At 52.4% G+C, this 13,303-nt stretch carries 12 protein-coding genes; 10 read left to right on the top strand and 2 right to left on the bottom strand.

Annotated features, from left to right (window positions below; all coding sequences use genetic code 11):
• The first annotated feature begins 22 nt into the window (after positions 1-22).
• From gatD to HVX72_RS02840, 6 genes are all read left to right on the top strand, one after another.
• A complete protein-coding gene (gene gatD / locus HVX72_RS02865; RefSeq protein WP_181822496.1) occupies positions 23-1,066 on the top strand; it encodes a galactitol-1-phosphate 5-dehydrogenase in 1,044 nt (347 codons plus the stop codon).
• A gap of 110 nt (positions 1,067-1,176) precedes the next feature.
• On the top strand, positions 1,177-1,950 hold the full coding sequence (locus HVX72_RS02860; RefSeq protein ID WP_181822495.1) for a DeoR/GlpR family DNA-binding transcription regulator: 774 nt from the start codon (positions 1,177-1,179) through the stop codon (positions 1,948-1,950).
• Between the two features lie 505 nt (positions 1,951-2,455).
• On the top strand, positions 2,456-3,022 hold the full coding sequence (locus HVX72_RS02855) for a fimbrial protein (protein ID WP_181822494.1): 567 nt from the start codon (positions 2,456-2,458) through the stop codon (positions 3,020-3,022).
• Positions 3,023-3,091: 69 nt separating this feature from the next.
• A complete protein-coding gene (locus HVX72_RS02850; RefSeq protein WP_181822493.1) occupies positions 3,092-3,784 on the top strand; it encodes a molecular chaperone in 693 nt (230 codons plus the stop codon).
• Between the two features lie 30 nt (positions 3,785-3,814).
• Positions 3,815-6,355, top strand: a complete 2,541-nt coding sequence (locus HVX72_RS02845; protein ID WP_181822492.1) for a fimbria/pilus outer membrane usher protein — start codon at positions 3,815-3,817, stop codon at positions 6,353-6,355.
• Positions 6,356-6,366: 11 nt separating this feature from the next.
• Positions 6,367-7,440 carry a fimbrial protein gene (locus tag HVX72_RS02840; RefSeq protein ID WP_233459267.1) on the top strand — a complete coding sequence of 358 codons (1,074 nt, stop codon included), beginning with the start codon at positions 6,367-6,369 and terminating at the stop codon, positions 7,438-7,440.
• A gap of 5 nt (positions 7,441-7,445) precedes the next feature.
• On the opposite strand, the gene rsmI is transcribed toward HVX72_RS02840, so the two are convergent.
• Positions 7,446-8,306: a 16S rRNA (cytidine(1402)-2'-O)-methyltransferase gene (gene rsmI / locus HVX72_RS02835; protein ID WP_060571075.1), complete on the bottom strand. Its 861-nt coding sequence runs from the start codon at positions 8,304-8,306 to the stop codon at positions 7,446-7,448.
• Between the two features lie 64 nt (positions 8,307-8,370).
• Here rsmI and HVX72_RS02830 point away from each other — a divergent pair, with 64 nt between their 5' ends.
• The 4 genes from HVX72_RS02830 to dolP all read left to right on the top strand — a co-directional run bounded on the left by HVX72_RS02830 (position 8,371) and on the right by dolP (position 12,115).
• Positions 8,371-10,425: a penicillin-binding protein activator gene (locus HVX72_RS02830; RefSeq protein WP_181822491.1), complete on the top strand. Its 2,055-nt coding sequence runs from the start codon at positions 8,371-8,373 to the stop codon at positions 10,423-10,425.
• Complete coding sequence (locus HVX72_RS02825; RefSeq protein ID WP_181822490.1) at positions 10,383-10,778, top strand: YraN family protein; 396 nt, start codon at positions 10,383-10,385, stop codon at positions 10,776-10,778. Before HVX72_RS02830 ends, HVX72_RS02825 begins: the two co-directional genes overlap by 43 nt.
• Before the next feature lie 161 nt (positions 10,779-10,939).
• Entirely contained in the window at positions 10,940-11,530 is a 591-nt protein-coding gene (diaA, locus tag HVX72_RS02820; RefSeq protein WP_012135279.1) for a DnaA initiator-associating protein DiaA, read from the top strand.
• A gap of 9 nt (positions 11,531-11,539) precedes the next feature.
• On the top strand, positions 11,540-12,115 hold the full coding sequence (dolP, locus tag HVX72_RS02815) for a division/outer membrane stress-associated lipid-binding lipoprotein (protein ID WP_042291799.1): 576 nt from the start codon (positions 11,540-11,542) through the stop codon (positions 12,113-12,115).
• Between the two features lie 52 nt (positions 12,116-12,167).
• Here dolP and HVX72_RS02810 read toward each other — a convergent pair whose 3' ends face one another.
• Positions 12,168-13,205, bottom strand: a complete 1,038-nt coding sequence (locus HVX72_RS02810; RefSeq protein ID WP_181822489.1) for a permease — start codon at positions 13,203-13,205, stop codon at positions 12,168-12,170.
• Between the last annotated feature and the right edge of the window lie 98 nt (positions 13,206-13,303).

The following is a 13,303-nucleotide window of genomic DNA, read 5'->3' as shown; positions in this document are numbered from 1 at the left end:
CGTTATCTTTCTGGAGAATATTATGAAATCAGTGGTGATTCACGCTGAGGGAGACGTGCGCGTTGAAGAACGCCCCATGCCCCAGTTGCAAAACGACGACGACGTGCTGGTGAAAGTCATCAGTTCTGGTCTGTGTGGTTCTGATATTCCGCGTATTTTTGCTAAAGGCGCGCATTATTACCCTATCACCCTCGGCCATGAATTTAGCGGCTACGTTGAATCGTATGGCAAGGGCGTGAAGGACATGCAGCCGGGCGACGCGGTTGCCTGCGTGCCGCTTCTGCCCTGCTTTCACTGTCCCCAGTGCGAGCGTGGTTTTTACTCGTTGTGTAAACAGTACCAGTTTGTCGGTTCGCGCAGTGAAGGCGGCAATGCGGAGTTCGTTGTCGTAAAGCGCGCCAATCTGTTCCGCTTACCTTCCGATATGCCTGTCGAAGACGGCGCGTTCATTGAGCCGATCACCGTTGGTCTGCATGCGTTTCATCTGGCGCGGGGATGTGAAGGGAAAAACGTTATCATCGTTGGCGCGGGCACCATCGGCCTGCTCGCGCTTCAGTGCGCAAAAGAGCTCGGTGCGAAAAGCGTCGCCGCCATCGACATTAATCCACAGAAACTGGCGCTGGCAACAGCGCTGGGAGCCACGCGGGTGTATAACAGCCGGGAGATGAGCGCAGCAGAGATTCAGGCAGCGCAGAACGACGCGCAGTTCGACCAGTTGGTGCTGGAAACGGCAGGCACGCCGCAGACCGTCTCACTCTCAATTGAAATTGCCGGACCGCGTGCGCAGGTAGCGCTGGTCGGCACGCTGCATCATGATCTGACGCTCACCAGTCACGTTTTCGGGCTGATCCTGCGCAAAGAGCTCACGGTGCTGGGCAGTTGGATGAACTACTCCAGCCCGTGGCCAGGAGAAGAGTGGGAAACGGCCGCACGCTTGTTGACCGAGAAACGCCTGCAGCTCACCCCGCTGGTTGCCCATCGGGGTAACCCAGAGCGTTTCGCAGAAGCCGTGAAAGCGCTAAACGGCGCACCTATGCAGGGAAAAATTCTCCTGGACTTCTCCTGATCGTACGAGCCAGCAACCTGCGCTGGCTCACATTTACTTTCGAAATTTAGCGTTCACCTTTCGCAATCCTTCGATTAAACTAGTCACAGTTAATTATCAGGCAAATCAATATGAACTCATTTGAGCGAAGGAACAAAATTGTCGACCTGATTAATTCGCAGGGCAGCGTGTTGGTGCTTGATCTTTCGAATACCTTTGGTATTTCTGAAGTCACTATCCGTGCCGATCTGCGTTTGCTGGAGGAAAAGGGTCTGGTTACGCGGTTTCACGGCGGCGCGGCTAAACCCGGAAGTCATCTGGCGGAAGGCGATAATCAGGAAGTTATACTCGAGGACCGTTACCAGCTTGCCAGCGATCCGAAAAAGCGCATTGCTCAGTCAGCGACGGCGATGGTGGAAGAAGGGATGACCGTCATTCTGGATAGCGGCAGCACCACGTTATTGATCGCCGAAGCGTTGAACCGTAAGAGCAACATTACCGTGATTACCAACAGCTTACCGGCGGCATTTACCCTGTCCGACAACAAAGACCTGACGCTGGTGGTTTGCGGCGGCACGGTAAGGCATAAAACACATTCCATGCATGGCACCATCGCCGAACGTTCGTTACAAGGCATCAGCGCAGACTTGATGTTTGTCGGTGCGGACGGTATCGACGCCACCAACGGGATCACCACCTTTAATGAAGGGTATTCGATAAGCGGAGTGATGGCCGCTGCGGCACACAAAGTTGTCGCCGTTCTGGACGCCACCAAGTTCAACCGCCGCGGATTCAACCAGGTTCTCCCCATGGAGAAGATCAACTGCGTGATCACTGACGATGGCATCAGTAAGCAGGATAAAGCGGCGGTGCTCAAAACCGGCGTTGAGCTTATTATTGTATAGAGCTTCACTTAATAAAGGCAGGCCTGCGCCTGCCTGCAGCGAGTCTACTTTTTATCCGGTTATACAAATTAAAAATACTGTTTAGTTTAAGATTATATCTTTAGCTTGATGGTATCTTATCCCGAAAGAAATTTATATAAAGATATTGCACAAAAATAATATTAAAAAGTCTTTTTTGAGATGAATCGCCCCCTCATATCAATAATATGAATATTTTTATTTGACTTATCTTAAATAGACTGCTCACTTTTATTTAACCTTACACTTTCATTATGACTTAAAATCAACCAGTTATGAGCAACAGCATTAAGTATGAATTTTTAACCCCCCCTGTTGACAGATCAATTAACCACCAGCCAAATAGACTTTATTAATATAAATATATTCCGAAAACATAACATTACGCCATTCTAAGCCGTCAGGAACTGTATAATCCTTAAAGCATGCAGATATATTGCCTAATGAAATATTTCATTGTATTTTAAGCAAGGATAAGGAATTAGTAATGAAACGCTATACGAAATCCATTATTGCGGGTTTACTCACGCTTTCCGCAAGCCACGCGTGGGCGACAGATGGAACGATTGAATTTACCGGGCAAATATTAACCAGCACCTGTGAATTTGCTAATGGCGACACGGTTGATGTTGAACTTGGTCATTACGCCGCTTCTCAGTTCAAAACCGTTAGCGATAAAACGCCAAGTATTCCAGTCACTATCCCATTAAAAAATTGTCCAACTGACCCGTGGGAGCACGTTGATGGTGTTGAAGATGCGTCTTTCCAGCTATGGTTAGAAACACGAAATGGCGGAACGACCGGAACAAATGACGAACTGGTTGCGGTGACGGGTATGGACGAACCTGCGACGGGTGTCGGTATTCGTATCGATAACGACCAGGGGACACAAATGGCCATTAACAAACTCAACGATCCTAAAGTGTCTTTCCCTATTACCGGGGCGACGATGGATATCAATTTACTGGCTTATTACGTTTCAACCGTAGAGTCTAAAGACATTACCCCAGGTGAAGCAAACGCTTCGGTTGATGTCACTCTTGATTACCGTTAATCCCTTCATCATATCTCTTTATCCCTTTTTACAGGGATAAAGAGATATTAACATTTCAGGGAGTAAATAATGAAGAGACTGGCGACACTGGCATTTTTTATCTTGCTTACCACTCTGGCAAGCACAGCTTTCGCAGGGGGTATCGTACTGGAAAGGACGCGCGTTATTTATGACGCCAGTAAAAAAGAGGCCGCTCTGCCGCTCGCTAACCACAGCGAAAAAATGCCTTATCTGCTGCAATCATGGGTAGAAAATAGCAACAACAGCTCGCGCGGCCCGTTTATTGTCACGCCCCCACTGTTTCGACTTGATGACGGAGAAGACTCTACGCTACGTATTATTAAGGCTGATGGACAGGTGCCTAATGACAGAGAGTCGATGTATTTTATCAATGTGCGAGCCATTCCTGCACAGAACAAAGCCGATCTCGCCAATACCAATACATTAACGTTAGTGTTTAAAACCCGGATCAAACTTTTTTACCGACCCAAAGGACTCAACGGTAAAGCCAGAGATGCTTTCAAAGCGCTCGAGTTTGGCATCTCAGCGAACCAACTGACTATTTATAACCCATCGGCATATCATGTCGTTTTTGCGGGATTAAGTTTAGACAATGTCAACCTCACCGACAAAATTGAATACATCGCGCCGCAAGAAAGAAAAATAATTGCCATCAATGCCACGACTGGAAGAACGGTGAAATGGGCGGCAATAAATGATTTTGGTGGCAGTACAGCGCCAGAAACACGCCTGATTCCATAAAACAGGCAACGCTTCAGTGATAAGGGAAATATGAGCTATAAGCGGAAAAAGGATTTAACGGAGAAAATCGATGTACTGTACGCAAAGAAATATTTGCGCCACTGCATCAGGTACCTTTTGCCGTTTACCATCACCAGCGGTTACCTGGTTTCAGGTACTGTTTTTGCCGATGACTATTTTTTCGACCCCGCTCTACTGGAAACCGCCAAAAGCGGTCAACGCCCCGTCGATCTGTCACTTTTTTCTCATAAGAATGCACAGCAACCCGGTGAATATTCTGTCGATATTTACATCAATAATAAAAAGATGATGCAACGAACGCTGCCTTTTGTCATCGCAAATAATCACCAGCTTCAACCACAATTTACAGTAGGGCAACTACGCGAATTAGGCTTTAAAGTCGATGAGAATCCGGCATTTGCCAATGCTGATGACGGTACGCGCATTCCCGATCTCGCTAAAGCCGTTCCCGGTAGCGTTGCGATATTTGATTTTAACCACAGCAAACTCAAGTTAAGCGTTCCGCAAATCGCCCTTTATCGCGATGCCAGAGGCTATGTCGATCCTTCGCGCTGGGATAACGGTGTTCCGGTCGTTTTCACCAACTACAGTTTCACCGGTTCCAGAAGCCGCTACGACAATAACGAACAAAGTGAACGCCAGTACATGAACCTGCAAAGTGGCGCGAACTTCGGCGAGTGGCGATTACGTAACTACTCCACCTGGACGCACAATGAGGATGACGCTCGTTGGGACAGCATCAACAGCTGGCTGCAACGGGACATAAAGTCCCTCAGGTCACAGTTGGTGATTGGCGAAAGCTCAACAGACGGCGCCATTTTTCCGGGCTACCAGTTTACCGGCGCTCGCCTTTACTCCGACGACAACATGCTGCCAAACAGTCAAAAAGGCTTTGCGCCAACCATTCGTGGCATCGCCAATTCCAGCGCTATCGTCACGGTTCGCCAGAACGGTTATACCATTTACCAAAGCAACGTCCCTGCGGGCGCATTTGAGATTAACGATCTCTATCCCTCCTCCTTCGGAGGCGATTTGGATGTCAGTATCGAAGAAGCCGACGGGACAGTTCGCCATTTCGTTCAACCTTTCTCGTCGCTTCCCGTTATGCAAAGGCTGGGGCATCTGAAATACAGCCTTACTGCGGGTCGCTTTCGCGCCGCCCAATCAGCAGAGAGTAAAGAACCCCAATTTATTGAAAGTACGGGCATCTATGGTCTGAGCAACGCCCTGACGGTGTATGGCGGAATGCTAACCGCTGAAAATTATCGGTCGCAAACCGTCGGCGTTGGCGGCACTCTGGGAGAATTCGGCGCCGTTTCAGTGGATATTGGCAGGGCAGAGACGCAATTTGACGATGGCAATACCTTTGAAGGCTATACCTGGCGTACCCAATATATTAAAGATTTGCCAGAAACTGGCACGAATTTATCGCTGGGATATTATCGCTATACCAGCAATGGCTATTTTACGTTTTCTGATGCCAATGCAAAGAATATAAATAATAGTTACCGTCAAAAAAGTGAAGCACAATTCAGCATCAGCCAGACGCTACTCAACAGCATCAATTTTTATGTTTCCGGTTCTCAACGTACCTACTGGAACGACAGCCAAAAAGATAACAACTTCTCCGCAGGACTGAATGGCAGCCTCTACGGCGTCAGCTATAACCTTAACGGACAATTCACCGATTCAACGGACCGCGAGAGCGAGCGCTCCGTTTCGCTCAGTATTAGCGTACCGCTGGATCGATGGCTTCCCCATGCGCAGGCGACATGGCGTATTACGGAAGATAAAAATAAAGCGACACAGCATGAGATAGGAATTAATGGTTCGCTGTTGGATGACCATCGTCTGAGCTATAGCCTTAAGCAACGGCAAAGCGAAAATAACGACAACACCAGTAGCAGTTTTTCCGCAAATTACCGCTCCGCATACGGTACCGTCAGCAGTAGCTACGACTACAGTCCAGATAATCGCCAGCTCAGCTATGGCCTTTCTGGCGGCGTCGTTGCGCATTCTCATGGCGTAACGCTGTCCCAGCCGCTTGGTAATGCCTTTGCGCTTATTGACGCCAATGGCGCCGCCAATATACGGATTAAGAACTACCCGGGAATCGCAACCGACTATTTTGGCAATGCCGTTATCCCTTTTCTCACGCCGTATCAGGAAAACCGAATTACGCTGGACACGACCACCATGCCGGATGACGTTGACGTAACGGAAACAGCAAAAATCGTCGTGCCAGGTCAGGGCGCTGCCGTGAGTGCCTATTTTAGTGCGCAGACGGGGCGCAGAGTTTTACTCACCGTGACCGATGCGCAGAATACCCCTTTACCTTTCGGTGCTATGGCGAATAACCAGAGTGCGGGAACGCAAAGCATCGTGGACGAGGGCGGCGTGCTTTATCTCACTGGGGTTAACGAGTTGCCGCAAACCTGGACGATTCGCTGGGGTAAAGAAGCCAGCCAGCAATGTCAGTTTACTTATAGCCTGTCAGATAACCGGCAGAGCGCATCATCTGTTCTAAAAGACACAACGGTATGTCGTTAAGGGTGTATTCGATGAGAATTTATATTTTATCTGTGATTACCGCGCTTATCGCCCTGGCTTCTGTCTCACCGGCTCAGTCAGCGACAGGTATTTGCGAAGCGAATGGAAATTTTATGACAGATATCGCAACCGACTGGACAAAAGAACAGAATGTGACAGCTTCAGTCTGGCAGATCCCTTCGGCAGCCAGGGGCAATGCCTATCAATTAGGATGCGACTGCAGTGCTAACACCAAGGTAAACCTTTATTATTCTACCGTCAGCGCAATCACCACCACCGGACATTTAAGTGGTTTTTATCGTTTAAACGACAGTCTGGACATTAAAACCGAGATTAACGATATTCCCAACGCAGGTACCGTACTTGTTCCCACGAAAATTGGTTCGCCCATCAAGGATACCAGCGGTTCTTACAGTACAAAAACCAGTAACAGCGTCTGTAATGACGATCCTGCCGAGCAAAGATCGTCAGCGATTTCAATTGGTATGGATACCACATTTACGCTGTATGTCCGCAAACCGTTTTTAGGCGAAATGATTATTCCTGACACCCTTGTCGCCTACATCCAGGCGGCATGGAGCAGCTCGTCGACCTATCCAAAAACCTTCAATAATATTGCTGAGCTGCATATCCAGGGGCGAATTACGGTTCCACAACACTGTAAGATTAATCAAGGAGACGTCATCCAGGTGAATCTTGGAACAATCAGTGCTGCACATTTTACAATTAAGGACCAAATGCCTGAGCATTACACACCCATTAACTTCGACATTACCTATGACTGCGGGGATATGTCTGAAATAAAGAACAGCCTGTATATGTATATCGAGGGCAGCGATTTGGCCAGCCAATATGTGCTCGTCGCAAGACGCAGAGAGTCTGACAACGAGCCGGATGTGGGAATCCGCCTGGTGGATATCACCACCACAAACATAGATATTCCTTTTAACCCCGGCGCACTTCTGATGGACAGTTCCGGCAGCGGGACCGCGCATTTACAGGCTTACCCGGTCAATCTCACCGGGGGCACGCTTGCCGGAGGGCGTTTTAAGGGGACCGCCACCATTACCGTGGTGGTGAAGTAGCAGCGTTAGTCCTGCTGCTCCAGCGCATACTTATACAACGCGTTTTTCTTCACGCCGTGAATTTCAGCCGCCAGCGCGGCGGCTTTCTTCAGCGGCAGCTCCGCCTGGAGTAACGCCAGCGTGCGCAGGGCGTCAGCGGGCAATTCGTCTTCTTGCGCTTTATGCCCTTCGACAATTAATACCATCTCGCCCTTGCGGCGGTTTTCGTCCTCTTTCACCCACGCCAGCAGCTCGCCGACCGGCGCGCCGTGAATCGTTTCCCAGGTTTTGGTCAGCTCTCGCGCCAGCACGACGTAACGGGCTCCTCCCCATACCGCCACCATATCTTCCAGACTGTCGAGCAGGCGGTGAGTCGATTCATAAAAAATTAGCGTCCGCGGTTCCGCTTCGAGGGCTTTGAGTGCATCACGCCGACCCTTTGATTTTGCAGGTAAAAAGCCTTCATAGCAGAAGCGATCAGAAGGCAAGCCCGCCGCGCTTAATGCCGCAATGGCCGCGCAGGGCCCCGGTAGCGGCACCACGCGGATCCCCTGCTCCCGGCAGGTGCGCACCAGGTGATAACCCGGATCGTTAATCAACGGCGTTCCGGCATCTGATACCAGCGCAATGTTCTGCCCTTCTTTCAGCTTTGCCACCAGCGTATCGGCTTTTTGTTGCTCGTTATGGTCGTGCAGGGCGAACAGGCGGGCGGTAATCGCGAAATGCTGCAACAGCAAACCGGTATGACGTGTGTCTTCAGCGGCAATTAAATCAACGGCTTGCAAAACTTCGAGCGCACGTTGGGTAATATCGGACAAATTCCCGATGGGAGTAGGTACAATAAAGAGTTGGCCGGGAGATTTATCCGCCGATTCGTGTTGTTTCATTGTGTCGTCCGTATTGCCGATTTAATATTGAGCATTGCGTATAAAAAATATCACTGGATACAGTATGGTACCCTTAACATTTTCTCGTTTAAAAGCCGCGCGCTGTCTGCCCGTCATTCTGGCAGCACTGATTTTCGCCGGCTGTGGCACCCAGGCGCCCGATCAAAGCACTGCGCACATGCAGGGCAGCGCGCAAGCTGACTCTGGCTTTTATTTACAGCAAATGCAGCAGAGCGCAGATGATAGCAAGACCAACTGGCAATTACTCGCCATTCGTGCCCTGCTGAAAGAGGGCAAAAACCAGCAGGCTATCGAACTGTTTAACCAACTGCCGCAGAACCTGAACGACGCCCAGCGCCGTGAGCAGGCGCTGCTGGGGGCAGAAGTGAAGGTCGTGCAGCAGGACGTTGCCGGCGCGAAAAAACAGTTAGGCGAGATCGATCTTTCCGCGCTGGATAAAAATCAACAATTGCGTTTCTGGCAAATCGGCATCGCCGCGGAACAGGGACAGCCTTCCCTGACGCTCCTGCGTGCGCTGATCGCCCAGGAACCACTGCTCGGCGCAAAAGAAAAACAGGCGAACATCGATGCCACCTGGCAGGCGCTGACTTCCATGAGTCAGGATCAGGCAAAAGCGCTGGTTATCAATGCGGATGAAAACGTACTGCAGGGTTGGCTGGATCTGCAGCGGGTCTGGTTTGATAACCGCAGCGATCCGGACATGATGAAAGCGGGCATTACAGACTGGCAAAAACGCTATCCACAGAACCCGGGAGCGAAAATGCTGCCGACGCAATTGGTGAATGTGCAAAGTTTTAAGCCAGCGTCCACCAGTAAAATCGCCCTGCTGCTGCCGCTGAACGGTCAGGCCGCCGTTTTTGGCCGTACCATCCAGCAAGGGTTTGAAGCGGCGAAAAACCAGGGCACGCAGCCCGTAGACGCGCAGCCAGCCGCCCAGCCCGCGCCGGTGGAGGCGCCTGCGCCAGCCGAGCAACAGCCGCAGGTAACCGATGGCGTCGCCAGCCCGTCTCAGGCGTCGGTGAACGATCTGACCAACGAGCAGCCAGCACAGCAACCCACGCCGACCAGCGCCCCGCAAACAGCGTCTGCACAGCCTGTAACGGCAAGCGCGGCGGCGAATCCCTCCGCGGAACTCAAAATTTATGACACCAGCTCACAGCCGCTGACGCAGATCCTGAATCAGGTTCAGCAGGATGGCGCGAGCATCGTGGTAGGCCCGCTGCTGAAAAGCAATGTCGATGAGCTGATCAAGAGCAATACCCCGCTGAACGTGCTGGCGCTAAACCAGCCGGAAGCAGTGCAGAACCGCGTCAATATCTGCTATTTCGCCCTCTCGCCGGAAGATGAAGCGCGCGATGCCGCCCGTCACATTCGTGACGAGGGTAAACAGTCGCCGCTGCTGCTGATCCCACGCAGCGCGCTGGGCGATCGCGTGGCCAACGCTTTTGCTGAAGAATGGCTGAAGCTGGGCGGCGGTACCGTGCTACAGCAAAAATTCGGTTCTACCGCAGAGCTACGGATGGGCGTCAACGGCGGCGCCGGCATCGCGTTAACCGGTAGCCCGGTCGCCGCCAGCGCGCCATCGCAGCCTGGGGTGACCATTGGCGATCTGACCATTCCGGCGCCGCCAACCGAGGCCCAAATTACCGGTAGCGGCGGTCGTGTCGACGCGGTCTATATACTGGCGACGCCGAACGAGATCGCGTTTATTAAGCCGATGATCGCCATGCGCAACGGCAGCCAGAGCGGCGCAACGCTTTACGCCAGCTCCCGTAGCGCACAGGGAAATGCCGGACCGGACTTCCGTCTGGAAATGGAAGGCTTACAGTACAGCGAAATCCCAATGCTGGCTGGCGGCAATCCCTCGCTGATGCAACAGGCGCTCGGCGCGGTACGCAACGACTACTCTCTGGCGCGCATGTACGCGATGGGCGTTGACGCCTGGACGCTGGCGAACCATTTCTCGCAGATGCGTCAGGTTCAGGGCTTTGAAATCAACGGCAACACCGGCGCGCTGACCGCTAATCAGGACTGTGTGATTAACAGGAAGTTATCATGGCTCAAATACCAGCAAGGGCAGATTGTCCCGGCCAGTTAACGAGCAAACAGACCGGCGGCGCGTGGGAAGTCTCCGCGCGACGCTGGCTCGAGCGCAAGGGACTGCAGTTTATCGCCGCCAACGTCAACGAACGTGGCGGCGAAATTGATCTGATTATGCGTGAAGGTAAAACGACCGTCTTTGTTGAGGTCCGCTACCGCCGCTCAGCAGCCTTCGACGGCGCGGCGGCCAGTGTGACCCGGAGCAAACAACGCAAATTATTACACACTGCCCGCTTGTGGCTCGCGCGCCACAATGGGAGTTTTGATACTGTGGATTGCCGGTTCGATGTGTTAGCCTTCACCGGAAATGATGTTGAGTGGTTAAGGGATGCCTTTAACGACTGCTCATGATACTTAAACCAGTTCCTGCTTATAAGGCGTCATTGTTGCCGCCAGTCCGGGCGGACAGCGCGGAACACCCGGAGTGTACGTGTCGTACGTGCGGAGGGTAAGCGCTTGCCAGGGACAAATGGCAAATAAAATAGCCTTATAGCAGGGACTTAAGGATTCGCGTGTTAGACAGAATTAAAGTCTGCTTTACAGAAAGCATTCAAACTCAGATAGCTGCGGCTGAAGCGCTCCCGGATGCGATCTCCCGCGCCGCCATGACGCTGGTACACTCGCTGCTGAATGGCAACAAAATCCTCTGTTGTGGTAATGGGACATCCGCTGCCAATGCACAGCATTTTGCTGCCAGCATGATCAACCGTTTTGAGACAGAGCGTCCCAGTTTACCCGCTATCGCACTAAATACCGATAACGTGGTCTTAACTGCGATTGCCAACGATCGCCTGCATGATGAAATCTATGCAAAACAGGTCCGGGCGCTGGGACATGCGGGCGATGTTTTATTGGCTATTTCGACGCGCGGCAACAGTCGCGATATCGTAAAAGCCGTAGAAGCCGCCGTCACGCGTGATATGACGATTGTGGCGCTGACCGGGTATGACGGAGGAGAGCTGGCCGGGCTGTTAGGGCCGCAGGACGTTGAAATCCGCATACCGTCTCACCATAGCGCGCGCATTCAGGAGATGCATATGCTGACGGTAAATTGTTTGTGCGATCTGATCGATAACACGCTTTTCCCTCACCAGGATGATTAAGGAGTTTACATGAAGGCTTTATCGCCAATCGCAGTCCTTATTTCTGCGCTGCTGTTGCAAGGCTGTGTCGCTGCCGCCGTAGTCGGTACCGCCGCGGTGGGAACCAAAGCAGCAACCGACCCGCGTAGCGTCGGCACCCAGGTGGATGATGGAACCCTGGAACTGCGCGTGAACAGCGCGCTGTCGAAAGACGAACAAATTAAGAAAGAAGCGCGGATTAACGTGACGGCTTATCAGGGCAAGGTGCTGCTGGTGGGTCAGTCGCCTAACAGCGAACTGTCATCGCGCGCCAAACAGATCGCAATGGGCGTGGAAGGCACAACCGAAGTCTTTAACGAGATCCGTCAGGGCCAGCCAATTGGCCTCGGAACCGCCTCCAACGACACCTGGATCACCACCAAAGTACGCTCTCAGTTACTCACCAGCGACCAGGTGAAATCCTCTAACGTGAAAGTGACCACCGAAAACGGCGAAGTGTTCCTGCTGGGCCTGGTGACTGAACGTGAAGCCAAAGCCGCAGCCGACATCGCCAGCCGGGTGAGCGGCGTGAAGCGTGTCACCACCGCGTTTACCTTTATTAAATAACACATCAACCTGCCTACGTGATGGCTCACGTAGGCAGGGTAGCAATCCCACGTCACACTCGCGCAAGACAGCCGACAATAACCCCCGATATCGCCACCAACACCCCCGTCAGCCACAGCGCTTTTGCCGGGAATGCTTTGCGCAGCATGATCAGCGACGGCAAGCTCACTGCCGGAAGCGTCATCAACAGCGCCAGCGCGGGCGCGGTGCCCATACCGGCCAGCATCATCGTTTGCACAATCGGAATTTCCGCCGCCGTCGGGATCACGAACAGGCATCCGGCTACCGCCAACGCGATGATCCACATCAGGCTGTTATCAATGGCGCCATCGGCGTGCGGAAACAACCAGACGCGCGCCGCGCCGAGAACCAGCACCGCCAGAATATAGACCGGAATAGTGTTCCAGAACAGCGTCCACAGCGCTTTACCCCAACGCGCAAAGAACCCACCCTGCGCTTGCGGCGCGGCGATCTCGATCGGCAGATCGGTTTGCGCAGGCTCTTTCACCCATTTTTGCACCAGCGTCGCCACCACCAGCACCATTGCCAGCCCGGCAACCAGGCGAATCGCCGCGAAATGCCAGCCAAGCACAAAGCCCATAAAGACCAACGTCGCCGGGTTAAGCAGTGGGTTTCCCAGCCAGAAGGCCAGCGCGCCTCCCATTGACACTTGCTGACGGCGCATTCCTGCCGCCACTGGCGCGGCGCAGCAGGTACACATCATTCCGGGCAAAGAAAACAGCGTGCCAAACAGCGTACCGCGAAAGCGCGATTGCCCCAGCGTGCGCAGCAGCCAGTCTCGCGGGATCAACACCTGGATTAATGAGCCGAGTATCACCCCCAGCGCCGCCGCTTTCCAGACGGCGATGAAATAGACCATGGCGTAATCCCAGGCTGCCTGCCACGGATTCGCATCCGCCTGCGCCAGAATGGATTGGCCGATACTGTGAGTTTCGGCGGCAGTAAAAGCTTTACCGTAATACGGTTGCCATTTCACATACCAGAGACCGACGATAACAACGAGAAAGAAAAGAGCGGGTTTCCACCATTGCATTGGCGTTGCCGCCTGAGATGAAGACTGACCAGTCATAGCATTCCCCAGGGAGTGTTAGAATATTTTGCCGGTGAATACTACGCCTTTGGGAAATGTTTGGAAATGTCGTTTTTTTGCCTGATGCCGAATGCCGG

Origin of the sequence: Citrobacter sp. RHB21-C05 (assembly GCF_013889015.1) — a bacterium.
Lineage (GTDB): Bacteria > Pseudomonadota > Gammaproteobacteria > Enterobacterales > Enterobacteriaceae > Citrobacter_A > Citrobacter_A sedlakii.
Note: the sequence above shows the minus strand (reverse complement) of the source record. Positions and strands in the feature narration are given on the sequence as shown.

Excerpts from the sequence above, each read along its gene's own strand:
- gatD (WP_181822496.1), top strand. The coding sequence starts at position 23 with ATGAAATCAGTGGTGATTCACGCTGAGGGAGACGTGCGCGTTGAAGAA.
- HVX72_RS02860 (WP_181822495.1), top strand. The coding sequence starts at position 1,177 with ATGAACTCATTTGAGCGAAGGAACAAAATTGTCGACCTGATTAATTCG.
- HVX72_RS02855 (WP_181822494.1), top strand. The coding sequence starts at position 2,456 with ATGAAACGCTATACGAAATCCATTATTGCGGGTTTACTCACGCTTTCC.
- HVX72_RS02850 (WP_181822493.1), top strand. The coding sequence starts at position 3,092 with ATGAAGAGACTGGCGACACTGGCATTTTTTATCTTGCTTACCACTCTG.
- HVX72_RS02845 (WP_181822492.1), top strand. The coding sequence starts at position 3,815 with ATGAGCTATAAGCGGAAAAAGGATTTAACGGAGAAAATCGATGTACTG.
- HVX72_RS02840 (WP_233459267.1), top strand. The coding sequence starts at position 6,367 with ATGAGAATTTATATTTTATCTGTGATTACCGCGCTTATCGCCCTGGCT.
- rsmI (WP_060571075.1), bottom strand. The coding sequence starts at position 8,306 with ATGAAACAACACGAATCGGCGGATAAATCTCCCGGCCAACTCTTTATT.
- HVX72_RS02830 (WP_181822491.1), top strand. The coding sequence starts at position 8,371 with ATGGTACCCTTAACATTTTCTCGTTTAAAAGCCGCGCGCTGTCTGCCC.
- HVX72_RS02825 (WP_181822490.1), top strand. The coding sequence starts at position 10,383 with ATGGCTCAAATACCAGCAAGGGCAGATTGTCCCGGCCAGTTAACGAGC.
- dolP (WP_042291799.1), top strand. The coding sequence starts at position 11,540 with ATGAAGGCTTTATCGCCAATCGCAGTCCTTATTTCTGCGCTGCTGTTG.
- HVX72_RS02810 (WP_181822489.1), bottom strand. The coding sequence starts at position 13,205 with ATGACTGGTCAGTCTTCATCTCAGGCGGCAACGCCAATGCAATGGTGG.